This is a genomic window from Mycolicibacter virginiensis, assembly GCF_022374935.2.
Taxonomy (GTDB): domain Bacteria; phylum Actinomycetota; class Actinomycetes; order Mycobacteriales; family Mycobacteriaceae; genus Mycobacterium; species Mycobacterium virginiense.
In genome coordinates this window covers 1,766,298-1,790,984 of sequence record NZ_CP092430.2, presented here as the reverse complement: position 1 = coordinate 1,790,984, position 24,687 = coordinate 1,766,298, and the positions used below count along the sequence as shown (strand labels likewise).

Genomic DNA, 24,687 nt, shown 5'->3' with positions numbered 1-24,687 from the left:
GCTTACCGGCCATACCGACGATCAGGAACCGGCACTCAGATCGACCGCGACGAAGTCCAGACGCCACAGCGACTGGAACAACTTGCGACCGAACTTCTCCAGGTCCGCCGCACTGCCGCGCCCCGGGCCGGCGGCCTGCGCCAGGTCCGCGGCGATCTGGCGAATGCTGCGACGACCGTCGATGCTCTGAACGAACGGCAGCTGCGCCGGGTTCAGCGGCATACGCCAGCCCGAACGGAAGATCTCGTTGCCGTTCAAGCCACACTTCCAACGGAACAGCGGCACGTAGTCGAGGCTCTCGGGCGTCGAGAAGTCGATCTGGTAGCTGCTCTTGGGCCGCTCGGGCCGAGTGGCGATGAAGAAGTGCCGCGCGTTGAGGGTGTGGATGCGCTCCATCACCGACCAGATCTTCTCCTCCGGCAAGGCATTCACCTTGTCGTAGAAGCCGGCCGACGGCACCGCGACATCGTGGGCGTAGTACGGCGCCTTGAGCAGCCAGCCCTGGAAGTCCAGGCCGGCCGAGTTGGCCAGATCGATGCAGCCGTCGACGTCGTAGCTCTTCGCCCGACCGTGCAAGAACGTGTCTACCAGGCCCGAGTCCGAGGCCAGGTCGCCGGCGATCTTGAGGTAGGGCTGGACCGGGTGATCCTGCGACAGCAGGCGGATGGCCTGGCGGACGGTCTGAATCGACTCGTCGCTCTGCTCCAACCCGAGGTCCTGGAAGACCGTCTCCAGGATCTCGATGCCGATGCGGCCGTAGCGCGCGTAGAGCATGATGCCGGCGACGCCGTCGGGCCGCAGACGGTCGGCGATCGCCTTCATGCCCACCTTCGGGTCGGCCATGTGGTGCAGCACGCCCGTCGAGATCGCCAGGTCGAAGTCTCGGCCGAGCGTGGACAGCTCCTCGATCGGCAGCTGGTGCAGCTCCAGGTTCCACAGCCCGTGCTTGTCCTTGAGGTACTGCTGGTGCCCCAACGACGACGCGCTGATGTCGACCGCCACGACCCGCGCCTGCGGGTTGTTGTAGGCGAAGACCGCCGCCTGGTTGGTACCGCAGCCCGCGATCAGGATGTCGAGGTCAGGGCGGTACTCGCGATCCGGCCACAGCACCCGGTGCGCGTGGCTCGGGTCGAACCACTCCCAGTTGTTGGCCGACCATGCCTGCAGGTCGTTGATGGGCGGCGGGTAGGTCCAACGCTCGTACTGCCGGGAGACGACATCTGCACGTGGATTCTCGGTCACTTCTTTGTGGCTCCTTGTCGAATTGCCCCCCGCCGGATCGGATCAGACTTTAGCGGGGGCCGTTTATGCCGGCGCGTCGGGAGGCGACTCCACTGGGGAGCGCTCAACGCACCGGAATGGTTCGGTTGCGGCTGGCTTAGCCGGCACGTCCCGGCTGGCCGGGCTGCCCGGGCTGGCCCGGCGTTCCGCCCGGCCCAGGCGCACCGCCCAGACCGCCGGCACCACCCTCGCCGGGCTGGCCGCCGGGGCCCGCCGCGCCACCGGCACCGCCAGCACCACCGGCACCACCATGGCCGCCGTGGCCGCCCTGGCCGCCTGCGCCGCCCTTACCGCCTTGGCCTCCGGCGCCACCCTTGCCGCCTTGGCCGCCCTTGCCGCCCTGGCCACCTTTACCGCCCTGGCCGCCCAGACCACCGGCGCCGGGGGCACCGTCGGCTCCGGGAGCACCGTCAGCTCCGTTAGCGCCGTCGGCCCCATCTGCGCCGTCAGCACCGGGGCCGTTCGCCGGCAACGGCGCCGTAATCCCGGCAACGGGACCGGGTTCGGCGGCCCGCGCACAGGAAGCCACGGCCGGGATCATTCCCACGACGAGTAGCGCTCCGGCCGCCGCACCGATACCGGCTCCGTAGCCCGGTGTCGTCCTGTGCGCCCAGCGCCCCCACCCGGTGTCGTGAAACATTCGGCCTGCCTTCCTGATTGAACCTAGGGATCGTAAAGTCGCATCAGCCTACCGCCGACGCCCGCATAGTCCACCGAAACGGACACAATCCCCAGGTAGGTGCCGGTCTATCAGCCGTCGCTGCCGGTGGCCCGGGGTTGAACCTCAGCCTCGGCATCGTGCCCGGCCGCCCGCTGCTGAACCCGCTCCACCAGCGGCAGTGTCCGCAGCCGCCGCTCCAGGTGCCACTGCAGATGCGCGGCCACCAATCCGCTGGCATGGCTGCGATGCGCCGCCGTGGAAAGCTCGGCGACCTCCCAGTCGCCGTCATGCAATGCCGACATCAGATCCAGCACGCCCATCGGCGGGGTGGTCGACCCAGCCGGGCGGCAGTGCCCGCAGACGCTGCCGCCGGCCGCGACGTGAAACGCCCGATGCGGACCGGGGGTGGCGCAACGAGCGCACTCGGTCAGTGCCGGTGCCCACCCGGCCACCGACATGGCACGCAGCAGATAGGCGTCCAGTACCAGCTCACGGGGGCGCCGACCATCGGCCACCGCGCGCAGCGCCCCAACGGTGAGCCGGTGCAACGCCGTCGCCGGGGCTCGCTCGGCACCGGCCAGGCGTTCCGCGGTCTCCAAGATCACGCAGGCGCAGGTGTAGCGGCCGTAGTCGCTGACGATGTCGGAGGCGAACGCGTCCACCGACACCACCTGAGTGACGATGTCGAGATTGCGACCCGGGTGCAGCTGAACGTCGATGTGGGCGAACGGCTCCAGCCGGGCACCGAACTTGCTGCGGGTACGACGCACCCCCTTGGCCACCGCGCGGACCAGCCCGTGGTCGCGAGTGAGCAAAGTGACGATCCGGTCGGCTTCGCCGAGCTTGTGCTGGCGCAGCACCACCGCCCGGTCCCGGTACAGCCGCATCGGACCAGTTTCGCATCGCGAGGCGGTGTTTCGACGACACCCACCGGTACGGCACGCCGATACTCTCATCACCGATGACCCACCCGCCCGCGCCGTCCGGCACCCGCTTCCCCACCCTCACCGAGCAGCTCTACCAGCTGGCCAGCGGCGAGGCGACCTCTGTCGACCTGGTGCGTCGGGCGCTACACGCCATCGACGCCAGCCAGTCCACTCTGAACGCCTTCCGGGTGGTGTTCACCGAGTCGGCGCTGGTCAGCGCCGCTGAAGCCGACCGGCGTCGGGCCGCGGGGCACCGCGCCCCGCTGCTGGGCATCCCGATCGCGGTCAAAGACGACACCGACATCGCCGGGGTGGCCACCTCGTTCGGCGCCTCCGGCTACATCGAGCCCGCCGGCCATGACGCCGAGGTGGTGCGCCGCCTGCGCGCCGCCGGCGCGGTGATCGTCGGCAAGACCAACACCTGCGAGTTGGGTCAGTGGCCGTTTACCAGTGGCCCCGGGTTCGGCCACACCCGCAATCCCTGGTCCCGCCGGCACACCCCAGGAGGGTCGTCGGGAGGCAGCGCCGCCGCGGTGGCCGCGGGCCTGGTCGCCGCAGCCATCGGATCCGATGGAGCCGGTAGCGTGCGCATCCCCGCCGCGTGGACGCATCTGGTCGGCATCAAGCCCCAGCGCGGCCGCATCTCCACCTGGCCGCTGGCGGAGGCGTTCAACGGGCTCACCGTCAACGGAGTACTGGCCCGCACCGTCGAGGACGCCGCGCTGGTGCTGGACGCGGTCTCCGGCAACGCCGAAGGGGACTTGCACAAACCGCCGCCGATAAAGGTCTCCGACTACGTGCGGACCGCACCGGGGCAACTGCGTATCGCGCTGTCGACCCAGTTCCCCTACACCGGGTTCCCGGCTCGGCTGGATCCGGAGATCAAGGCCGCGCTGAACCGCACCGCCGAGCAGCTGCGGCTGCTCGGGCACACCGTGGTCCCGGGCAACCCCGACTATGGGCTGCGGCTGTCGTGGAATTTTCTGTCCCGGTCCACCGCCGGAGTGTGGGCCGCCGGCAACCGGCTCGGCGGCGGTGTCAACCTCGACCCTCGGACCTTGTCCAATATGCGCACCGGCCGGCTGCTGTCGCAGGCCGTGCTGCGCAAGGCCCGCGCCCACGAGGCGCAGGATCAGCGTCGGGTGGGCTCGATCTTCCGCATCGTCGACGTGGTGCTGGCGCCCACCACCGCCCAGCCGCCACCCTTGGCCAACACATTCGACGACCTGGGCAGCTGGGAGACCGACCGCACCATGATCGCGGCCTGCCCGGTGACCTGGCCGTGGAACCTGTTGGGGTGGCCGTCGATCAGCGTGCCGGCCGGGTTCACCTCCGAGGGACTGCCGATCGGCGTGCAGTTGATGGGGCCGGCCAACAGCGACGGCTTGCTGGTCTCGCTGGCCGCTGAGTTGGAGGGCATCAACGGCTGGGCGGCCCGGCAACCCACCCCGTGGTGGCGCACCGAGCCCGGCGGCTCGTAACCACCCCAAAGCGCCGCTAGCTGCGACTTCAGCGAGTTGCGTGGTGGTCGGCTAAGCTTGGCCAGTCTTGACTTAGGTCTTCATAACCCCGTAAAGGTGCACTGGTGAAAGGCGTCCGCAAAATGGCCTCTCTGTCGTTGACCAGGTTCGCTGTCGCAGCTGGCAGTCTGGCTCTGTCGCTCTCCGCCGGAGCCGGGTTCGCATCCGCGAGCCCTGACCTCGGCCCGATCATCAACACCACCTGCAGCTACTCGCAGGTGCATCAGGCGCTGGTCGCGGAGAACCCCTCCGCAGCCGCCGAGTTCGACGCCAACCCGAACGCCCAGGGCATGCTGCAGATGTTCCTGAACGCGCCGCCGGCCAAGCGTCAGCAGCTGGCCGGCATGGTCCAGGCCATGCCGGAGGCTCAGCAGTACGTCGGCACCATCACCCAGGTCGCCGGCTCCTGCAACAACTACTGAGCGGAATTCCCGCGGTGGGTCCGCGTAGCAAGGTCCTGATCACCCCCGCGGAGCTCACCGAGCTCGTGCGGGCCGGTGATCCGGTAACCATCCTCGACGTCCGCTGGAGCCTGGAAGCACCGGACGGGCGTCAGGCATATCTTGACGGCCACCTGCCGGGCGCGGTGTATGTCTCTCTCGAAGACGAGTTGTCCGATCACACCGTGCCCGGTCGGGGCCGCCATCCGCTGCCGACCGGCCGCAATCTGGAAGCCGCCGCCCGCCGATGGGGCGTGCGGCGTGATCGGCCGGTAGTCGTCTACGACGACTGGAATCGGGCGGCGTCCGCACGGTTGTGGTGGTTGCTGACCACCGCAGGGGTGGCGCACGTCCGGATTCTCGACGGTGGCCTGCCGGCTTGGGCAAGGGCCGGCGGCGCATTGGAAACCGGAGAGGTCTCCCCCGCGCCGGGCAATGTCACCCTGCTGCCGGAAGACCTCTATGAAGGCCTGCGGCCTACGCTGACCGCCGACGAGGCGGGCGGCGGCGCCCGCGACGGCTCGCTGGCGTTGCTCGACGCCCGCGCCCCCGAGCGGTTCCGCGCCGAGGTGGAGCCGATCGATGCGGCCGCCGGTCACATCCCGGGCGCGAAGAACCTGCCGTTTACCGCTCTGCTGGACGCCGACGGCACCTTCCTGCCCGACCACGCGATCGCCGGACTGCTGGCCGACCGCGGTGTCGGTGCCGACGACACGGTGGGCGCTTACTGCGGTTCGGGAATCAGTGCCACGGTGATCGTCGCTGCACTGGCCGCCAGTGGCCGCTCGGCGGCCATGTTCCCGGGGTCATGGTCGCAGTGGAGTGCGGATCCGTCCCGGCCGGTGGCACGCGGCGAAGACTGAGGGCCGCATCAGCCCAGGTGGCTGGGTCAGCTGAGGTGGAAGTCCGCCGGATCTGGGCTGCCCAGCATCGCCTTCATCGTCGCGCGGTCGAACGGCCACAGATCCACGTTGCCGCCCTCGGTGAGGTACCACGAGTTGCAGCCGGTGTTCCACACCGTCGGGCCCATCGCGATCGCGACATCATCGTTGAACCGGGTGGTGGCCTGATCGGTGACCTCGACGGTGGCCAGCTCGCCGGTCCGGAACTTCGCCAGCCACTGCGCGATGTAGCGAGCGGTCAGTTCTGAGGTGTACTGCAGTGAGATCGACCCGGTGGGCGAATTGGGCCCCAACACCGTGAACAGGTTCGGGAATCCGGGAATCGCGGTCATCTGGTAGGCGCGGGGGCCCTTCGCCCAGGCGTCGTCGATGCTGATCCCGTCGCGGCCGAGCAACCGCATGGGGCGCATGTAGTTGTGGGCGTGGAAGCCGGTCGCCAGCACGATGACGTCGGTGTCGCGGTGGGTGCCGTCGGCGGTGCGAATACCGTTGGGGGTGACTTCGGCGATGTCGTCGGTGACCAGGTCGGCGTTATCGGCGCGGATGGCCCGGTAGTAGCTTCCCGACACCACCTGGCGTTTACACAACGGCTCATAGTCCGGTTGGAGTTTGGCCCGTAACGTCTTGTCGCGCACCTGGATTCGCAAGCAGGCCCGGGCGTAGGCCTGCACCGCCCGGCGTCGCCAGGTGGGACGAGTCGTGACGTCGGTCAGCACTCGGGATCCGCCGAACGCCATCAGCCGGTAAAGCGTGCGATGCAACTTCGGCAAGCGTGCCAGGACCGCGGCGACGCCGGGCACCTGCCGAAGCGACATGGGCGCCCACAGGATCCACTGCGCCGAACGCACATAGTGGGCGATCGATGCGGCATCGGGCTGCAGGGCGGAGACCACCTGCACACCGGTGGAACCGGTACCGATCACCGCGATTCGTTTCCCGTCCGTGTCGAGCGCGTCGTCCCAACGGGCGGTGTGTACCACCGGCCCGGCGAAGTCTGCCAGCCCGGGGATCTCGGGGATAAACGGGTGGTGCAGCACGCCGGTCGCGCAGATCAGGAAGTCGGCGACCAACTCTTCACCGGCAGCGGTGGTGACCACCCAGTGCCGACGCTCGTCCCATTGCGCGTCGGTCACCTCGGTGTCGAGCCGAATCAGCTCCGCCAGCCCGAGCTGCTCGACGACGTCGCGGTGATAGCGCTGAATCGCCGCGCCGGTGGCCCAGGCGTGCTGCCAATCGGGTTTGGGCGCGAACCCGAACTGGTAGATCTGCGAAGGCACGTCGCATCGCAGTCCCGGGTAGTGATTCCAGTACCAGACCCCGCCGACGTCGGAGCCCTTCTCCAGCACGGTGACATCGGTGAAGCCCTGCTCCCGCAGAACGTGGGCGGTGGTGATTCCCGCGACGCCCGCCCCGATGATGAGGACGCGGGGCTCACGCGCGGTCACGGGGCCGCCTCGCCACGATGGGCGCGGGCCTGCCTGTCCACCCGCTCGGTGTAGGCACTGCGTGCTGCGGCGTCGATGGACGTCAACGCCCGCCGATCGTCGACCAGCCGCCGGGCCAGACTCTGCAGCCACTCCGGCACAAACGCGGTCGTCGACCACGCCGGCGCCACCCAGCGGGGCACCGACCGGCGAGCGGCACGGGTTCGCAGCACCGCCAAGATCGCCGCCGCCACATCCTCGGGATCGATCGTGGGCATACCGCCGCCCAGCGGGGCGCCGGAGGTCAGCTCGGTTCGCACCGCCGAGGGCAGCACCGCCGAGACCGCGACACCGGTGCCGGCGTACTCGCGCCGCGCGGACAGCGACGCCCCCAGGGCCGCGAACTTGCTGGCGTTGTAGGTGACCATGCCCGGCACCGGAATCATGCCGGCCATTGAGGCAACGTTGACGACATGGCCGTGGCCGCGCCGGGCCATCCCGGGCAGCACCGCCTGCATACCGTTGAGCACACCGCGGATGTTGACGTCCAGGATCAGATCCCTGACCTGTTCGGTCTCGGCTTCGAAGGCGCCGAGCGGCATGACCCCGGCGTTGTTGACCAGGATGTCCAGTGGGCCGTCAGACGCCTCGATCCGCGCCAGCATGTCCCGCCAGGACGCCGCGCTGGTCACGTCGAGCCGGCCACCGCAGACGCCGAGTTCGGCGGCGGTCTGCAGGCAGGCGTCCTCGTCGACGTCGCCGATCCACACGCGGGCGCCGCGGGCGGTGAGCAGCTTGGCGGTGGCCGCCCCGATCCCTCGCGCACCGCCGGTGATCAGCACCCGGGCGTCGCCGACCGACTGCTTCGTCGCCATGGGCTAGTCGCGCAGCGCCGAAACCGCGTCGACCAGCAACTGGCGCGCCCGGTCGGCGTCGACCATCGTCGGCGGCTGGCCGCGGACCGGCTGCGGGTTCGCGGTGACCTGCACCAGCGCACTGCCCAGGTAGGCGGTGAAGGTGTAGGACTCGCGGGACTGCTGCTGGCCGTCCTTGCCGGTGATCTCGATCTCCGAGTGCGAACCGATGGTCTTGGCGTGGTCGATCTGCGGCGCGTCCACCTCGTCCAGGTAGCCGGTGAGCTTGCCGGCATTGAACGAGACGTGCTTGCACTTCTCGGCGTCGGTGTCGTCATACGGCAGGTCCGAGTCGGACTGCATAGCGATAGCGACCAGCTGGTTGCCGTTGCCCAGGATCGAGACCATCGACATCTTGCCCCGGATGCCCTTGGGCGGTCGACCGGTGTTGGCCGCGTAGTCGGCGCAGTCGGCGGGATCGAACGTCACGCCGGGAGGCATCTTCTGCGGCCCGAGGATCTTCGGGTCGATGTCGTTCGGACCCTTGGTCTGGGTCTTGAAGTCCGAGCCGAACGTCGACTGGACGTTGAACAGCTTGGTGGTGTCGACCGGCTTCTGGCTTCCCCCGCAGCCGGCCAGTGCTTGCGCACACACCAAGAGGCCAACCGAGGAGACAAGCAACGACTTGCGTACGGGCATCCAAGGAATCTACCAATGTCGATTCCCCGGCGGCGGGCGGTGGCCACCCGGATTGGGCGCGATACGCGCCAAGCTGCCCCCGCTCTAGAAGCCCAACCGCCCGAGCTGCTTAGGGTCGCGCTGCCAGTTCTTGGCCACTTTGACCCGTAGGTCGAGAAAGACCTTGGTACCCAACAGCTTCTCGATCTGAGTGCGCGCCGCCGTCCCCACCTCGCGCAGCCGGGCGCCGCCGCGGCCGATCACGATCCCCTTCTGGCTGTCGCGCTCTACATACAACAGCGCATAGACCTCGATCAGGTCGTCACGATCTTCACGCTGGCGCACCTCCTCGATCACCACCGCCAGTGAATGCGGCAGTTCGTCGCGCACCCCCTCCAGGGCGGCTTCCCGGATGAACTCGGCCATCAGGGTCTCTTCGGGCTCGTCGGTCAGTTCACCGTCGGGATAGAAGGCCGGCCCGACGGGCAGCGCGGCGGCCAGCACGTCGATCAGCACGTCGACCTGCTCGCCGCTGACCGCCGACACCGGAACGATCTCGGCTTCCGGCGCCAGTTCACCGACCGCGACCAGTTGCGCGGCCACCTTGTCGCGGGTGGTCTTGTCGATCTTGGTGACCACGACGACCAGCTTGGTTCGCGGTGCGACGACGCGGATCTGCTCGATGATCCAGCGGTCCCCCGGCCCGATGGCCTCGTCGGCCGGAATGCACAGGCCGATGACGTCGACCTCGGAGTAGGTGTCTTTGACCAACTCGTTGAGCCGCTTGCCCAGCAGCGTCCGGGGACGGTGCAGGCCGGGAGTGTCGACCAGGATGATCTGGAAGTCGTCGCGGTGCACGATGCCGCGGATGGTGTGCCGGGTGGTCTGCGGGCGGTTGGAGGTGATCGCCACCTTCGCACCCACCAGGGCGTTGGTGAGAGTTGACTTGCCGGTGTTGGGCCGGCCGACGAAACATACGAAGCCGGAATGGAACCCGGAATCCGATCCAGTCACGAGCCGCCTTTCGCCGAACGTGTTCTCAGCACGAGATTTCGGGTGAATTGTCGTCGTGAGTGCACGTTCAACGCGCGCACGACTGGTACGTCACTGCTCAACTGCGGACTCCTCACCGGCGGGCTCGACCGGGCTGACCAACACCGTGCTGATCCGCACCCGCCCGCGGCTGTCGCGGCTGCCCTCGGCCCGCAGGCGCAGGCCGTGTGACACTACCTCGGCGCCGGGCAGCGGAACGCGGCCCAGCTCCAGCGCGAGCAACCCGCCGACCGTGTCGACGTCGAGACCGGAGTCGAACTCCACCCCGTAGAGCTCCCCGACATCTTCGATCGGCAACCGCGCCGAGACGCGAAATCTGTTGCCGTCCAGCTCTTCCACCGGAGCGACTTCGCCTTGGTCGTACTCGTCGGCGATCTCGCCGACGATCTCCTCCAAGACGTCCTCGATGGTGACCAGTCCGGCGATCGCGCCGTATTCGTCGACCAGCAGGGCCATGTGATAGCGGCTGCGCTGCATGTCTTCGAGCAGCGCGTTGAGCGCCTTGGAGTCTGGCATGAAGACGGCCGGTCGCATCACCTGCGCCACCGTGGTGTCACGCCCCCCGTTGGTCGAGTAATAGGTTTGTTGGACAAGGTCTTTCAGGTAGACGACACCGAGGATGTCGTCGACGTTCTCACCGATCACCGGGATGCGGGAATGCCCACTGCGCACCGCCAGAGACGTGGCTTGACCGGCCGATTTGTCACGTTCGATCCAGACCATCTCGGTGCGCGGCACCATCACTTCGCGGGCCGGGGTGTCGGCCAGTTCGAAGACCGACTGGATCATCCGGCGTTCGTCAGCTGCCACCACGCCGCGCTGCTGAGCCATGTCGACCACTTCGCGCAGCTCGATTTCGGAGGCGAACGGCCCGTTGCGGAAGCCGCGGCCCGGGGTCAGCGCATTCCCCAGCACCACCAGCACGCGGCTGATCGGGGCGAGTAGCACCGATAGGACTTGCAGTGGCAGCGCTGCGGCCAGCGCGATCGAATAGGCGTTCTGCCGGCCCAGGGTGCGCGGTCCCACCCCGATCACCACGAAGCTGACCACCACCATGGCCGCGGCGGCGGCGAACAGGCCCCAGTCCAGGCCGAGCACGGCGTGCAGCAGGAACACCAGCAGCGCGGTCGCGGTGACTTCGCAGGTGATGCGTAACAACACCACCAGGTTGATGTAGCGAGGACGTTCGGCCATCAGCTTGACCAGCCAGACCGCGCCGGGTCGCTTCGCTCTCACCAGCTCCTCGACCCGCGCCGGCGAGACGGTGCTGACCGCGGCGTCGATTGCCGCGAACAACCCGCCCAGACCGATCAGCGCAATCACGCCGAGAAGCAGCGGTGTTCCGGTCACGGTTCGTCGAAATACCTGGTCTTGTCCAGCAGCCGGCGGTCCTTCTCGCTCTGGGTCTCGGCCCGGTAGGTTTCCACCTGGTCGGCGACCCACTCCTCGAGCAGACGGCGCTGCAACGCGAACATCTCTTTTTCTTCATCCGGCTCGGCGTGGTCGTAGCCGAGCAGGTGCAGCACGCCGTGCACGGTCAACAGCGCCAGTTCCTGGCCCAGCGAATGGCCAGCTGCGGCAGCCTGTTCGGCGGCGAACTCCGGACACAGAGCGATGTCGCCGAGCATCGAGGGACCGGGTTCGGGAGCATCCGGCCGGCCGCCGGGCTCCAATTCGTCCATCGGGAAACTCATGACGTCGGTGGGCCCGGGCAGGTCCATCCAGCGCATGTGCAGGTCGGCCATCGCCGCGGTGTCCAGCAGCACCATTGACAACTCGGCACCGGGATTGACGTCCATCTTGGCCAGCACGAACTTGGCGACGCTGATCAGCTCGACTTCGGAGACGTCGAGACCGGATTCGTTGGAGACCTCAATGCTCATCGGCGTGACCTGCCTTGCGAGGCGCGCCGTGACGCCCGGTTCATGGCCAGCCCCGGCTGGACCTGTTCGGATTCGTGGCGTGAGTAGGCGTCGACGATCTCCGACACCAGCCGGTGCCGGACGACGTCGACGCTGGTGAGCTCGGCGACGTAGATGTCGTCGATGTCATCGAGGATGTCCACGGCGGCCCGCAGCCCGGACCTAGCCCCGCCGGGCAGGTCGATCTGAGTGACGTCACCGGTGACCACGATCTTGGCCCCGAAGCCCAGCCGGGTGAGGAACATCTTCATCTGTTCTGCGGTGGTGTTCTGCGCCTCGTCGAGAATGATGAACGCGTCATTGAGCGTCCGGCCACGCATGTAGGCCAGTGGCGCCACCTCGATGACACCGGAACTCATCAGCTTGGGAATCAGCTCCGGGTCCATCATGTCGTGCAACGCGTCATAGAGCGGGCGCAGATACGGATCGATCTTCTCGCTCAGGGTGCCGGGCAAAAACCCCAGTCGCTCACCGGCTTCCACCGCCGGACGGGTCAGGATGATGCGGGTGACCTGTTTGGTCTGCAGCGCTTTGACCGCCTTGGCCATCGCCAGATACGTCTTGCCGGTTCCGGCCGGGCCGATGCCGAACACAATGGTGTGGGCGTCGATGGCGTCGACGTAGCGCTTCTGATTGAGCGTTTTGGGCCGGATGGTCTTACCGCGCCGCGACAGGATGTCGAGGCTGAGGACTTCGGCTGGCGACTCGTTGCCGGTGCCCACCAGCATCCCGACGCTGTGCCGCACCGTTTCGGGCGTCAGGGACTGCCCGCCGGCCACGATCGCCACCAACTCGGAGAGCACCCGCTCGGCAAGGGCGACGTCGGCCGGCGCTCCGGAGATGGTGACGGCGTTGCCGCGCACATGCAGGTCGGCAGAGAGCAGCCGTTCGATGGCACGCAGGTTCTCATCTGCAGAACCCAGCAGGCCCACGACCAGGTCGGGTGGAATATCGACGCTGCTGCGAACCTGCGAGGCCGGCCCGGCAGCGGGGGTATCGCGGGGCGTCACGGGGTTTCCGATGCCTGCTTCCTGGGGGTTTGTGCCGTGGGGACGGCGATGAGTCGGACGCTTGAGTCTACCGCCTACCGTCACCGATGAGCGGTTCGTTCAAGACGGGGTGGTGCCGCGCGGGCGAAACTGCCGGGTATGAGCGAGGAAACCTTCACCCCTGCCCTGGGCCGCTTGGCGCCGGCCCGGTTCTTCGACTATGTGGTGGCGTTGACGCGCGAACGGCTGTGGCGAGGCCTGACCGTCATGCATCTGGCGCCGCGTCCCGACGACACGATCCTGGACGTGGGTTGCGGTACCGGATCGCTAGCGCTGCTGGCCGCTCGGGTGGAGCCGCAGGCCAACATCGTGGGCCTGGACCCCGATCCGGAGATCTTGACGGTGGCGCGGCAAAAGGATGCCCACAGCCGAGTTCGTTGGCTGACCGGGATGGGCGACGACCTGGTGGCATCGGTGGGCGCGGAGTCGATGGACGGCGTGACGTCTTCTCTGGTGCTGCACCAATGTCCGATGGACGTCAAGCGGGCCATCTTGGCGTCGATGTTCGCGGTGCTGCGGCCGGGCGGGCGGCTGGTGATCGCCGACTTCGGGTGGCAGCGGACTCCGCTGATGCGCCTGGCGTTTCGGTTCGTCCAGTTCGCCGACGGCAAGACCGATACCCAGCCCAACGCCGATGGTGTTCTGCCGGAGCTGATTTCAGCCGCCGGCTTCACCGATGTTCGCGAAGCCGACGTGGTGGCCACCATCAACGGGACGATCTCGATCTATACCGCCCGCAAACGGTGATCAGGCCAGCGCCTGCAGCACCACCGACGGCGTCAGGCCCATCATCTCCCGCATCTGCCGGGTGAAGTGGGCCTGGTCGGAAAACCCCGCGGCAATGGCGGCTTCGGCCAGCGGCATGCCCGACTGCAGGGCTTCGACGGCCCGGCGCAGCCGTGACCAGACCCGCCAGCGGGTGAGCGGCATCCCCAGTTCCCGGCGCGCCAGCGCGCGCAGGCGCTGCGGCGAGAGGCCGATCTCGGCGGCCAGGCTCGGCATCGCGATGTTGCTGCCGGCCAGCATGGCCAGCGCCGTCACCAGGCGCGGATCCAGCTCCTCCGATTGTCCCCGGCAGGCGGCCGCGACATCGGACTCGCGCAGTTCGCCCAGTTCGGGGGCGGCGGCGATGCCGGCGTCATAGCGTTGCCGCAGTCGGTCGGCGAATAGGCAGTGCGGCTCGATGAAGTAGGTGATCAGGTCGCGGATGGCCAGGATGCGGTGCGGCGCCATCGGCGAGACGACCAGCGCGGCGGCCCGATGGTGGGTGCCGGCGAGGTCCACCATCGCCACTTCGTCTCGCCCGGCGACCACGATCTGGAACGCACCGTGGCGGTGAATCGGGCCGCCGCCGCCCACCGGGCCGCGATACACCGCGTAGCCGTCGCTGATGCTCAGCGACGGCGCCGAACCCGCCGGACTATTCACTCCCCCAGCGCGGCGTGAGCACCCCGAGCGCGCCCAACGCGACGGCCGCCGCGGTCGAGGTGCGCAGCACGGTGGGGCCCAGCCGCGTGGCGACGGCACCGGCGCCGGTCAACGCCGCCAGCTCCGCCTCGGTGATTCCGCCTTCGGGCCCCACCACCAGGGCCAGTGCCGACACGGTGGCCCCGACCGTGTCGGCCAATGCGACGTCGGCCGCGTCGTGCAGGACCAGCACGGTTGTGCCGGCAGCCACCTGTTCGCGGACCCACGACACCAGCTCGGCGCCGGTCAGCAACCCGTGCACGGGCGGAATGTGGGCCCGGCGGGACTGCCCGGCGGCCGCTTGGGCGACCGCCTGCCAGCGCCGCACTCCCTTGTCGGCGCGTGCGCCGTCCCAGCGGGCCACGCACCGGTCGGCCTGCCAGGCTATGAAGGCGTCGGCGCCGGCCTCGGTGGCCAGCTCGATCGCCAGCTCGGATCGTTCGGATTTGGGCAGCGCCTGCACCACGGTGACCGGTGGGCTGAGTGGCTCGACCTGGCAACGCTCCAGCACCCGGGCCCGCAACCCGCCGCGCCCGGCCTCCTCGACCTGGCATTGCGCCACCACCCCGGCACCGTCGCCGAGGGTCAGTTGCTCACCGGGCCGAATCCGGCGCACCGTCGCGGCATGGAACCCGGCGTCGCCGTCGAGCACGGCCAGCGCACCCACCTCGGGCAGCGCATCGACGTAGAACAGGCCTGCCACCGCAGGCTCAGCGCCCGGTGAAGGTTTCGCGCAGTCGGCTGAACAGCCCGCCGCTGTTCGGCGTGTGCGCCGAGCGGACCTCGGCGGTCTCGCGGTCGCGGTGCTGTTTGAACTTGCGCAGCAGCTCGGTGTCGTGGCTGTCGAGGCGCTCGGGGACCACCACCTCGATGTGGGCGTGCAGGTCACCGCGCACCCCGGTGCGCACCTGCGGCATGCCCTGGCCGCGCAGCACGATGGTCGCCCCGGGTTGGGTGCCGGCCGGGATGGTGATCTCGGTGGCGCCGTCGAGGATCGCCTCCACGGTGACGGTGGTGCCCAGCGCCGCGTCGACCATCGGCACCGAGATGTGGCAGTGCAGGTCGTCGCCGTCGCGGGCGAAGATGTCGTGTTGCTGTTCGTGTACCTCGACGTAGAGGTCACCAGCCGGTCCCCCACCGGGCCCGACCTCACCCTGGGCGGCCAGCCGCACGCGCATGCCGTCGCCGACGCCGGCCGGGATCTTGACGCTGATCTCACGGCGCGAGCGCACCCGGCCGTCGCCGCCGCACTGGTGGCACGGGTCCGGGATCACCTCGCCGACTCCGCGGCAGGTGGGGCACGGCCGCGAGGTCATGACCTGGCCCAGCAGCGAGCGCTGCATGCTCTGCACCTCGCCGCGGCCGTGGCAGGTGTCACACGTCATGGGGCGTGAGTCCCCGTTGGTGCCGCGGCCCTGGCAGCGGTCGCACAGCACGGCGGTGTCGACGGTGACGCGCTTGGTCACGCCGGTGGCGCACTCGGTGAGGTCCAGGCGCATGCGCAGCAGCGAGTCCGACCCCGGCCGGACCCGTCCGGTCGGGCCGCGGGAGGCCGCGCCGCCGCCGAAGAACGCCTCGAACACGTCCCCGAGGCCACCAAAGCCTCCCCCGAAGCCGCCGCCGAAGCCATTGCCGCCCCCGCCGCTCTCCAGCGGGTCGCCGCCGAGGTCGACGATGCGACGCTTTTCCGGGTCGGACAGCACCTCGTAAGCGGCGCTGATCTCCTTGAACTTGGCCTGCGCTGCCTCGTCGGGGTTGACGTCGGGGTGGTAGGTGCGCGCCAGCTTGCGATAGGCGCGCTTGAGCTCGGTGTCGGTGGCGTCCTTATCGACGCCCAACAAGCCGTAATAGTCGCGTGCCACGCCTGACCCTTTCCAACTTCTGTCAGCCGGAGATTAGCGAGCCCCGAGCACTTCACCGATGTACATAGCAACTGCTGCGACACTGGCGATCGTTCCCGGATAGTCCATCCGGGTGGGACCCAGCACCCCCATGCCCCCGTACACGGTGCCCTGCGACCCGTAAGCGGTGGACACCATCGAGGCGCCGGCCATCTCCTCAGCCTCGGTCTCGTGACCGATGCGCACCGTGACTTTACCGGCTTCCTGCTGCACGGCGAGCAGCCGCAGCACCACAACCTGCTCTTCCAGCACTTCCAGCACCGACCGCAGCGAGCTGCCGAAGTCGGCGGCGTTGCGGGTCAGGTTGGCGGTGCCGCCGAGCAGCAGGCGTTCCTCGCGGTGCTCGACCAACGATTCCAGCAGCACGGTCGCCGAGCGCCCCACCGCGTTGGCCAGGCCGGGCGACAGCCCGCTGCGCCCGTCCAGGTGCCCGGCGAGTTCAGCGACAGCGGTAGAGGCCGCCGAGATCCGTTTGCCCTCCAGTGCGGCGCCGAGGATCTCCCGCAGCTGGCTGAGCTGGTGGTCGTCGATGGGCTCACCCAACTCGACGATGCGCTGATCGACCCGGCCGGAGTCGGTGATGACCACCAGCAACAACCGCGCCGGGGTCAGCGCGATCACCTCAAGATGGCGCACCGTGGACACCGACAGCGTCGGGTACTGCACGACGGCCACCTGGCGGGTCAGCTGCGCCAGGGTGCGCACCGCGCGGCGCAGCACGTCATCGAGGTCGACTCCGGAATCCAGGAACGACAGGATCGCCCGGCGCTCCGCGGACGACAGCGGCTTGACGTCGTCGATTCTGTCGACGAACTCCCGATAGCCCTTCTCGGTGGGCACCCGCCCGGAACTGGTGTGCGGCTGGGCGATGTAGCCCTCGGCCTCCAGCACGGCCATGTCGTTGCGCACGGTGGCCGGAGAAACCCCGAGGTTGTGCCGTTCTACCAGTGCTTTGGAGCCGATCGGCTCTTTGGTGGCGACGAAGTCGGCGACGATGGCACGCAGTACCTCGAAGCGGCGGTCATCGGCCACACCCATGGGTGCTCACCTCCTACTTCGAACAGCTACGGCCGCTCTCGATTTTACGGTGACGCCGCCAACAGCCGGTGCTCGATGCCGTGCACGATGCCAGGCTCGCGATCTCGCACCAAACAGGCGACGTCGACGAAGTGGGAGACGAGCGAGGACGGCTCGTCGTCGATCCAGCCCACCGCGATCGCCGACCCGGGCCAGTCCTCGATCGGCAGGAACCGGACCCCGGTCACCGGCATGAAGTGCGCGGCCGCCGCGCTGGTGATGGCGATGGCCGCGCCCGCGGCGACCACCTGCGCCTCCTCGGTGATCGAATCAGCGCGTACCACGTCGACCTTCGGCGCAGCGGTGCGCGCCGCGGCCAGGCTCCAGAACGCGTGATGGGCTTCGTCGACGCTGGACGACTGGGTGATCGGATCGTCGAGCAGGTCGCGCACCGACACCGATGTGCGTCCGGCGTGACGGTGCGAGGTCGACACCATGGCGACGACGGGGTCGATCGCCAGGATCTCGGTGTTGATGTTCGGTGTGCTCTGCGGCAACCGCAGGAACGCCACGTCGGTGGCCCGCGACGCCAATCCTGCCGATGGATCGCTGACCTGGAATTCCCGCATCTCGATGGTGACCTCGGGGTGACGTTCCCGGAACTCGGTAATGATCGGTGCGGTCAGTTCCAGGGCGGCGCCTGGTACGTACCCCAGCCGCAGCGTGCCGACCACCCCGCGGGCTGCCTGTTCCGCTGCTGCGGTGGCGCTGTCCAGCGCGGCCAAGACGCCACGCGCGCCCTCCAGGAAGACTTCGCCGGCGGGCGTCAGCGTCACGTTGCGAGTGTTGCGTTCGAACAGCTTGACGCCGAGTTCGTCTTCGAGGTCTTTGATCTGCCGGCTCAGTGCCTGCTGCGCCAGGTGGACTCGCGCCGCCGCCCGACTGAAGTGCAGTTCTTCAGCAGCCACCACGAAGTGGCGCAGCTTTCGCGTGTTGATGTCGATGGTGGTCGATCTTAAGACACCCGGTGTTGATCGAGCGTGGTTCGATCCGGCGGTTCAGCGAGGCCCGACGAAGGAGAGCCGGAGCTGGGACCGCCGCGTGGAAGCTGCCCGTCCAGTGCACCTCCCGACACCGCTTTCAAGTCGATGCCCGAACGGCCCAGCTGCCGGGCGCCGGTGATCAGCGCATCGATGACGCGGGCAGCCTCGAGGTAGCCGAGGCCGTCCGGCGGGTGCACGTTGGACACGCAGTTGCGTTCGGCGTCGGTGCGGCCCGGCCGCGGCAGGTGCGTCAGGTACAGCCCAAGACTGCTGGCCACCGACAGTCCCGGCCGCTCACCGATCAGCACCACCACGGTCTGGACGCCCATCGCTTCGCCGATGTGGTCGCCGAGTGCCACCCGGGCGCCGGTGGCGATCACCGGTGCGGCGATGGTGCGGTGAGCGCCCACCACCTCGACCAACGCACGTAGTAACCGAACACCGTGTTCGGTCAACGCCGACGGGGACAACCCGTCGCACAGCACGAATCCCACCTGCGCTGTACTGCATGGGATTTCACACAAATCCTTGGGTTGCCGACCAAGGTCGGGGCGGCGCAGGTATTCCGCACGGGTGCCCGCTTGGCTGGTGACCGCCACGGGTTCACCGAGGCCCACTGCGGCCACCTGCTGCGCCAAGTGCTCGATGTCAAGCGGTTGGCGCACTGCGTCGCGGGCCAGGGCGTGCGCCGCCCGGAACTCCAGCACGCTACGGGTCGGTTGGCCGTCACCGGAGCGGCCGAGGCCGATACGCGCCTGGGTGTGGCGGCGTAAGTCCTGCCAGAGGTCCACTTCAGCGAGGCTCATGCCGGAGCCGCCAGTGAGCGCAGCGGCGAGCTCTCCAACGCGTGCGGGAGCACCCGACCGGATTCGTCGGCGATACCGAGGCGCTGCAGCCACGCCTCGAACTCCGGCGCTGGCCGCAACCCAAGCGCACGGCGGGCGTAGAGCGCGTCGTGAAAGGACATGCTCTGGTAGCCCAGCATCACGTCGTCGGCGCCGGGGACGGTGATGACGAAGTTGCAGCCGGCGACGCCGAGCAGCGTGAGTAGGGTGTCCACGTCGTCCTGGTCGGCTTCGGCATGATTGGTGTAGCAGACGTCGACACCCATCGGCAGGCCGAGCAGCTTGCCGCAGAAGTGGTCCTCCAGCCCGGCCCGGGCGATCTGCTTGCCGTCGTAGAGGTATTCCGGCCCGATGAACCCGACCACGGTATTGACCAGCAGCGGCGCGAATTCGCGGGCCACCGCGTAGGCCCGGGCCTCCAGGGTCTGCTGATCGACAGGCCGGCCTCCGCTGCCCAGGTGGGCGTGCGCGCTCAGTGCCGAGCCCTGGCCGGTCTCGAAGTACATGACGTTGTCCCCGACGGTCCCGCGCTGCAGTGAACGCCCCGCGTCGTGGGCGGTACGCAGCAGATCGAGGCTCACGCCGAAGCTGCGGTTGGCGCCCTCGGTGCCGGCGATCGATTGGAACACCAAATCGACCGGGACACCCTGCTCGATCAGCTCGATGGTCGTGGTCACGTGCGAGAGCACGCAGGACTGCGTCGGGATCTGGTAGCGCACCCGGATGTCGTCGAGCAGGTACAGCAGATCGGCGGTGGCCTGCGGCGAGTCGGTGGCCGGGTTGATCCCGATCACCGCGTCGCCACATCCGTGCAGCAGCCCGTCAAGCGTGGCCGCGGCGACCCCTCGAGGGTCGTCGGTCGGATGGTTGGGTTGCAGCCGCGTCGCCAGGCGGCCCGGCAAGCCCAGCGTGGTGCGAAACGCGCTGGTGACCGTTGCCGATCGCGCCACCGCGATCAGGTCCTGGTTTCGCATGAGCTTGCTGACCGCGGCCACCATCTCGGGGGTCAGCCCGGGCGCGACCCGGCGCAGGGTGTCGGCCGCGGTCGGCGTGGCCGCCACCTCCAGCAGCCAGTCCCGCAGACCGCCGACGGTCAGATGCGACACCGCGGAAAAGCTCGCACGGTCGTAGCGGTCGATGATCAGCCGGGTGACCTCGTCGGTCTCGTAGGGCACGACGAGATCACGCAGAAAGGTGTCCAGCCCGACATCGGCCAATGCCCATTGCGCCGCGGCTCGTTCGGCGTCGCTGGCGGCGGCGCAGCCGGCCAGTTCGTCACCGGATCGGCGCGGGGTGGCCTTGGCCAGCAGGTCGATCAGGCCGTCGAAGCGGTAGGTGGTGCCGGCCAGCGTCTGCGTGTATGTAGTCACCGCAGGCCCCCTCCGCTGTACCGGGATTTCCCTGATCGCATCGACGACCGCACGCACGGGTGATGCGGAAATGGCGTCGTGCCGATATGAGTCACGGGCGAAGAAAAATGCAACCCGCGCACCCAGTTTTACATATCGGCGACGCGATCCCATAATTCCGCTATTTCGTCGGCGAGCGGGGAAATATCCCAACCCGGTGGTACTGTCCCCCGCTTGTGGGAATTGCAGCAGAATCCATCGATGACGATCTGACCCTGGCGCTGGGCCTGGCGGACCTGGCCGATGCCATGACGATGGACCGATTCGGGGCGCTGGACCTGCGGGTCGATACGAAGCCGGACCTCACTCCGGTCACCGACGCCGACCGTGCGGTGGAGGTCGCACTGCGCGACTCACTGGCGCGCGATCGGCCCGACGACGACGTGCTGGGCGAGGAATTCGGCGGCAGCGCGACCTTCAGCGGCCGCCAGTGGGTCATCGACCCGATCGATGGAACCAAGAACTTCGTGCGCGGCGTGCCGGTGTGGGCCACCTTGATCGCCCTGCTCGACGACGGCGTGCCGCGTGTCGGTGCGATCAGCGCCCCCGCGTTGGGCAGGCGGTGGTGGGCCGGGGATGGCCTGGGCGCATTCGCCGCGGTCGGCGGCGAGGCGCCGCGCCGGCTGTCGGTCTCCGCGGTGGCCGACCTCGGTTCGGCGAGCCTGTCGTTCGCCGGTCTCACGCAGTGGGCGCACCTGGGACTGCGTCAACGGTTCCTGGATCTGACCGACGCCGTATGGCGAACGCGCAGCTACGGCGACTTCTGGGCCCATTGCCTCCTTGCCGAGGGCGCACTCGACATCGTGGTCGAACCCTCGTTGTCGTTGTGGGACATGGCTGCCCTGGACATCCTGGTCCGCGAGGCGGGTGGCACCTTCACCGACCTCAACGGCACCGCCGGCCCCCACGGCGGCAGCGCAGTGGCTAGCAACGCAGCATTGCACGCGGCGGTGCTGGACAGCCTGGGCATGGCCTAGCACGGCAGCATCCCCGAGCGCCCGATTAACAACAAAAGTTTGTGAATACTGGCTATTTTTGGTGTTGGAATTCTCGTCGGCCATTTGACATTATGGGCCCGCGGCCATTGAACAAAATGTGGCGGTAATTCTTGCTATCCCCGCAGCCGCCATTCAGATGCGCAGGAGATCATGAATTCAGGCATTTCACTGCGGCCCGCGGCGGGGCAGTCGGCGTGATAACGACGCAGCGCGCACTACGTGATGTGACGCCACGTCGGTCGGCCGTGGTTAGCTCTGCTATTGCGCGTGCGAACAACAACACGATGATCCCTCGGGGTTTCTGACCCCGAAGGCTCCTCAAGATGGAGGATCTGCTCTCACCATGTCCGACTTTCCCTACACGGACCGCTTCACGGTCAACCGCACGCTGCCCGAGCAGGGCCGGCCGCGGGACGAAGTGCTCGCGGAGCTGCGTGAGATGGCGCAGGCCGAGGACACCACTTGGGAAACCGGCAAGGTGTCCGGGACCATGTACTGCGGCGACCATGAGCACTACCGCTTCCTCGATGAGGCGTTCGGGCTGTTCGCCCACGTGAATGTGTTGCAGCGCGATATCTGTCCGTCGGCCAACAAGTTCGAGGGCGAAGTCATCGCGATGGCCCTGGACCTGATGCACGCCGAAGCCATCACCGACACCGAGCCGGTCGGAATGGTCACCACCGGCGGCACCGGCAGCATCATCCACGCGCTGCTGGCCTACCGAGAGCACGCCGCCAAGCACCGGGGCATCACCCGACCGAACTTCATCAAGCCCGAAACCGGTCACCCGGCCTTCGACAAGGGCTGCCATCTGTTCGGCATCGAGCTGCGCACGGCGCCGATCGATCCGCAGACCACCCAGGCGGACGTGGACTGGGTGGCGAACAACATCGACGAGAACACCATCGCGATCATGGGCTCGGCCTGCAACTACGGCTACGGCACCGTCGACCCGATTCCCGAACTGGGACAGTTGGCCCAGCAGCGCGGGGTGGGATTGCACGTCGACGGCTGTCTGGGCGGGTTCGTCCTGCCCTTCGCCCAGGAGCTGGGCTACGACGTCCCCCTGTTCGATTTCCGGGTTCCCGGGGTCACCAGCATCTCCGCGGACAACCACAAGTACGGCTACGCGTTGAAAGGCGCTTCCACTCTGCTGTTCCGCGACAAGGCCTACCGCAACGCGCAGTACTTCTACCTGCCGGAGTGGTCCGGCGGCAAATACCACTCGCCGGGAATCGAGGGCTCACGCTCGGGTGGGCTGATCGCCGCCGCGTGGGCATCGATGGTGCAGCTGGGCCGGGAGGGCTACCGGGCCTACGCCAAGGCGATCCTCGAGACGGCATCCACCATGCAGGACGCCGTGCGCAGCCACCCCGAGCTGATGATCCTGGGCTCCCCGACGTTCTGCTTCAGCTTCCGCTCCGACGAATTCGACATCTATCACGTCGCCGACGCGATGAAGCCCAAGGGCTGGCGTTTCAACGGCCAGCAGTACCCGAACGCCATCCACATGGCCGTCACCCGGCCCCAGACCCAGCCCGGCGTGGCGGAGGCGTTCGCCGCCGACCTCGACGACGCGGTCGAGTACGCCAAGAAGAAGACCGCCGCCGGCGAGGCGCCGGTCAGCGCTGCGGTCTACGGCGGCGTTCCTGGCGGGATGACCGCCGAGGCGGCCGAGTTCATCGAAGGGTTCATGGAACACATCCTCGACACCCAGCAGTCCTTGCCGCCCCTATGAGTGGTGCGGAGCGCGTCGATCGCGTCGTTCTGGCCGTCGACCTCGGCACTGGTGGACCCAAAGTCGGTTTCGTGTCGTTGGACGGCACCGTGTTGTGGTCGGACCTCATCACGGTCTCGACCGAATACGGGCCGAACGGGGCCGCCACCCAGGACGCCGGTCTGTGGTGGGAGATCATCCGCGACGCCACCAAACGCGGGCTGGCCGAGAGCGGAGTCCACGGTGATCAGGTAGCCGGGGTGTCGATCACCGGGCAATGGGCCAGCACCATCCCCGTCGACACCGAGGGTCGCCCGGTGGGCCCCTGCGTGATGTGGATGGACACCCGCGGCGCTCCGTACAGCCGCAGGGCATTCGGCGGTCGGGTGGCCGGCTACCGGCCACGGGTCCTGCTCAACTGGCTTCGTCGCAACGGCGGCGTCCCCTCGCCCAGCGGCGACGACCCGGTCGGGCACATGCTGCACCTGCAACACAGCGACCCGGCGGTCTTCGCGGCCACCCGTTGGTTTCTGGAGCCGGTCGACTACCTCGGCATGCGCTTCACCGGACGGGCGGCAGCGTCGCGGGCCTCGATGATGGGCAGCTGGCTCACCAACAACCGCAACCTGGCGGTGCTCGACTACGACGACGTACTGGTGCGGATGGCCGGTGTCGACCGGACGAAGCTGCCGCCGCTGGTGCCGACCGGCTCCATCATCGGCCCGGTGGCACCGTCAGTCGCCGCCGAACTCGGCATATCGCCCGCGGCCCAAGTGGTTACCGGGACTCCGGACCTACACAGCGCGGCGGTGGGTTCGGGTGCGGTGCGCCAAGGTGAGCTGCACCTGACCATTTCCACCACATCGTGGATCAGCTGCCCGGTGATGTTCAAGAAGACCGATGCGTTCCACCAGCTGGCTACCGTCGCGGGCCTCGACCCGACGTCCTATCTGCTGGTCAACAACCAGGACACCGCGGGCCGGGCGCTGCAATGGCTGCGCGACACCGTATTCGACGATCTGGACTACGACGCCCTGACCGCGGTGGCGGCGGGGGCACCGGCGGGCTCGAACGGCGTGATCTTCACTCCCTGGCTCAAAGGCGAGCACTCACCCATCGACGACCGCCGTGCCCGCGGCGGCTTCCACAACCTATCGCTGGCCACCACCCGCGCCGACCTAGTGCGCGCCGTGCTCGAAGGAGTCGCCTACAACAGTCGCTGGCTGCTCGAGTCCGTGAATCGGTTCGCCCCTAACGCCGGACCGATCCGGATCGTCGGCGGCGGGGCGCGCTCGGACCTGTGGTGCCAGATCATCGCCGACGTCACCGGCCGTACCTGCGAGCGGGTGGCCGATCCGTTGAACGCGCAGTTGCGGGGCGCGGCACTGTTCGCCGGGATCGGCATGGGCTACGTGCATCGCGACGAGCTACGCGATCTGATCCCGCTCGACGGCGTATTCGAGCCGGTAGCCGCCAATCACGAAGTGTACGACCGACTCTTCGCCGAGTTCCCCGGGCTCTACGAGTCGCAGAAGGGCATGTTCGGCCGTCTCAATCGCTGACTGTGACCCGTGCGGCGG

General features: G+C 68.3%; 24 protein-coding genes. 7 read left to right on the top strand and 17 right to left on the bottom strand.

Annotation, left to right across the window (positions count from 1 at the left end; translation table 11 throughout):
- Positions 1 to 21: 21 nt before the first annotated feature.
- From MJO54_RS08705 to recO, 3 genes are all read right to left on the bottom strand, one after another.
- Positions 22 to 1,242, bottom strand: a complete 1,221-nt coding sequence (locus MJO54_RS08705) for a class I SAM-dependent methyltransferase (RefSeq protein ID WP_046283899.1) — start codon at positions 1,240 to 1,242, stop codon at positions 22 to 24.
- Positions 1,243 to 1,378: 136 nt separating this feature from the next.
- Positions 1,379 to 1,921, bottom strand: coding sequence for a hypothetical protein (locus MJO54_RS08700; RefSeq protein ID WP_192830564.1), 543 nt, complete (start codon positions 1,919 to 1,921; stop codon positions 1,379 to 1,381).
- A 110-nt stretch (positions 1,922 to 2,031) separates the two neighbouring features.
- Positions 2,032 to 2,829 (bottom strand): DNA repair protein RecO, encoded by a 798-nt coding sequence (gene recO / locus MJO54_RS08695; RefSeq protein ID WP_046283898.1) that lies wholly within the window; start codon positions 2,827 to 2,829, stop codon positions 2,032 to 2,034.
- 74 nt (positions 2,830 to 2,903) lie between these two features.
- Here recO and MJO54_RS08690 point away from each other — a divergent pair, with 74 nt between their 5' ends.
- The 3 genes from MJO54_RS08690 to MJO54_RS08680 all read left to right on the top strand — a co-directional run bounded on the left by MJO54_RS08690 (position 2,904) and on the right by MJO54_RS08680 (position 5,691).
- Entirely contained in the window at positions 2,904 to 4,349 is a 1,446-nt protein-coding gene (locus MJO54_RS08690; protein ID WP_105295126.1) for an amidase, read from the top strand.
- Positions 4,350 to 4,471: 122 nt separating this feature from the next.
- Positions 4,472 to 4,810: a hemophore-related protein gene (locus MJO54_RS08685; RefSeq protein WP_046283896.1), complete on the top strand. Its 339-nt coding sequence runs from the start codon at positions 4,472 to 4,474 to the stop codon at positions 4,808 to 4,810.
- 14 nt (positions 4,811 to 4,824) lie between these two features.
- Positions 4,825 to 5,691, top strand: coding sequence for a sulfurtransferase (locus MJO54_RS08680; RefSeq protein ID WP_240175798.1), 867 nt, complete (start codon positions 4,825 to 4,827; stop codon positions 5,689 to 5,691).
- A gap of 26 nt (positions 5,692 to 5,717) precedes the next feature.
- On the opposite strand, the gene MJO54_RS08675 is transcribed toward MJO54_RS08680, so the two are convergent.
- The 7 genes from MJO54_RS08675 to MJO54_RS08645 all read right to left on the bottom strand — a co-directional run bounded on the left by MJO54_RS08675 (position 5,718) and on the right by MJO54_RS08645 (position 12,671).
- A complete protein-coding gene (locus tag MJO54_RS08675; protein WP_240175797.1) occupies positions 5,718 to 7,175 on the bottom strand; it encodes a flavin-containing monooxygenase in 1,458 nt (485 codons plus the stop codon).
- Complete coding sequence (locus MJO54_RS08670) at positions 7,172 to 8,029, bottom strand: SDR family oxidoreductase (protein ID WP_240175796.1); 858 nt, start codon at positions 8,027 to 8,029, stop codon at positions 7,172 to 7,174. The genes MJO54_RS08675 and MJO54_RS08670 overlap by 4 nt, the downstream gene beginning before the upstream one ends.
- Before the next feature lie 3 nt (positions 8,030 to 8,032).
- Complete coding sequence (locus MJO54_RS08665; RefSeq protein ID WP_046283892.1) at positions 8,033 to 8,707, bottom strand: DUF5642 family protein; 675 nt, start codon at positions 8,705 to 8,707, stop codon at positions 8,033 to 8,035.
- An 84-nt stretch (positions 8,708 to 8,791) separates the two neighbouring features.
- Positions 8,792 to 9,700: a GTPase Era gene (era, locus tag MJO54_RS08660; RefSeq protein ID WP_046283891.1), complete on the bottom strand. Its 909-nt coding sequence runs from the start codon at positions 9,698 to 9,700 to the stop codon at positions 8,792 to 8,794.
- Between the two features lie 90 nt (positions 9,701 to 9,790).
- Entirely contained in the window at positions 9,791 to 11,089 is a 1,299-nt protein-coding gene (locus tag MJO54_RS08655) for a hemolysin family protein (RefSeq protein WP_240175795.1), read from the bottom strand.
- Positions 11,086 to 11,622, bottom strand: coding sequence for an rRNA maturation RNase YbeY (gene ybeY / locus MJO54_RS08650; protein ID WP_046283889.1), 537 nt, complete (start codon positions 11,620 to 11,622; stop codon positions 11,086 to 11,088). Before ybeY ends, MJO54_RS08655 begins: the two co-directional genes overlap by 4 nt.
- Positions 11,619 to 12,671 carry a PhoH family protein gene (locus MJO54_RS08645; RefSeq protein ID WP_064888265.1) on the bottom strand — a complete coding sequence of 351 codons (1,053 nt, stop codon included), beginning with the start codon at positions 12,669 to 12,671 and terminating at the stop codon, positions 11,619 to 11,621. The genes ybeY and MJO54_RS08645 overlap by 4 nt, the downstream gene beginning before the upstream one ends.
- Positions 12,672 to 12,809: 138 nt before the next feature.
- On the opposite strand from MJO54_RS08645, the gene MJO54_RS08640 reads away from it, so the two are divergent.
- On the top strand, positions 12,810 to 13,457 hold the full coding sequence (locus tag MJO54_RS08640) for a class I SAM-dependent methyltransferase (RefSeq protein ID WP_240175794.1): 648 nt from the start codon (positions 12,810 to 12,812) through the stop codon (positions 13,455 to 13,457).
- On the opposite strand, the gene MJO54_RS08635 is transcribed toward MJO54_RS08640, so the two are convergent.
- Genes MJO54_RS08635 through MJO54_RS08605 form a run of 7 tightly spaced genes read right to left on the bottom strand, consistent with a single transcriptional unit; the run spans position 13,458 to position 20,353 of the window.
- Positions 13,458 to 14,138 (bottom strand): AraC family transcriptional regulator, encoded by a 681-nt coding sequence (locus tag MJO54_RS08635; protein ID WP_064888269.1) that lies wholly within the window; start codon positions 14,136 to 14,138, stop codon positions 13,458 to 13,460.
- Positions 14,131 to 14,880 carry a 16S rRNA (uracil(1498)-N(3))-methyltransferase gene (locus MJO54_RS08630; protein WP_064888271.1) on the bottom strand — a complete coding sequence of 250 codons (750 nt, stop codon included), beginning with the start codon at positions 14,878 to 14,880 and terminating at the stop codon, positions 14,131 to 14,133. The genes MJO54_RS08635 and MJO54_RS08630 overlap by 8 nt, the downstream gene beginning before the upstream one ends.
- Before the next feature lie 7 nt (positions 14,881 to 14,887).
- A complete protein-coding gene (dnaJ, locus tag MJO54_RS08625; RefSeq protein WP_046283884.1) occupies positions 14,888 to 16,039 on the bottom strand; it encodes a molecular chaperone DnaJ in 1,152 nt (383 codons plus the stop codon).
- A 33-nt stretch (positions 16,040 to 16,072) separates the two neighbouring features.
- Complete coding sequence (gene hrcA, locus MJO54_RS08620; RefSeq protein ID WP_046283883.1) at positions 16,073 to 17,116, bottom strand: heat-inducible transcriptional repressor HrcA; 1,044 nt, start codon at positions 17,114 to 17,116, stop codon at positions 16,073 to 16,075.
- A 44-nt stretch (positions 17,117 to 17,160) separates the two neighbouring features.
- Positions 17,161 to 18,078, bottom strand: a complete 918-nt coding sequence (locus tag MJO54_RS08615) for a LysR family transcriptional regulator (RefSeq protein ID WP_259602887.1) — start codon at positions 18,076 to 18,078, stop codon at positions 17,161 to 17,163.
- A gap of 32 nt (positions 18,079 to 18,110) precedes the next feature.
- Positions 18,111 to 18,944, bottom strand: coding sequence for an ethanolamine ammonia-lyase subunit EutC (gene eutC, locus MJO54_RS08610; RefSeq protein WP_240175793.1), 834 nt, complete (start codon positions 18,942 to 18,944; stop codon positions 18,111 to 18,113).
- Complete coding sequence (locus MJO54_RS08605) at positions 18,941 to 20,353, bottom strand: ethanolamine ammonia-lyase subunit EutB (protein WP_046283881.1); 1,413 nt, start codon at positions 20,351 to 20,353, stop codon at positions 18,941 to 18,943. The genes eutC and MJO54_RS08605 overlap by 4 nt, the downstream gene beginning before the upstream one ends.
- Before the next feature lie 221 nt (positions 20,354 to 20,574).
- Here MJO54_RS08605 and hisN point away from each other — a divergent pair, with 221 nt between their 5' ends.
- The 3 genes from hisN to MJO54_RS08590 all read left to right on the top strand — a co-directional run bounded on the left by hisN (position 20,575) and on the right by MJO54_RS08590 (position 24,669).
- Positions 20,575 to 21,369, top strand: a complete 795-nt coding sequence (gene hisN / locus MJO54_RS08600) for a histidinol-phosphatase (RefSeq protein ID WP_434006629.1) — start codon at positions 20,575 to 20,577, stop codon at positions 21,367 to 21,369.
- A gap of 364 nt (positions 21,370 to 21,733) precedes the next feature.
- Complete coding sequence (locus MJO54_RS08595; RefSeq protein WP_046283880.1) at positions 21,734 to 23,128, top strand: pyridoxal phosphate-dependent decarboxylase family protein; 1,395 nt, start codon at positions 21,734 to 21,736, stop codon at positions 23,126 to 23,128.
- Entirely contained in the window at positions 23,125 to 24,669 is a 1,545-nt protein-coding gene (locus tag MJO54_RS08590; protein ID WP_046283879.1) for a xylulokinase, read from the top strand. Before MJO54_RS08595 ends, MJO54_RS08590 begins: the two co-directional genes overlap by 4 nt.
- Positions 24,670 to 24,687: the final 18 nt, after the last annotated feature.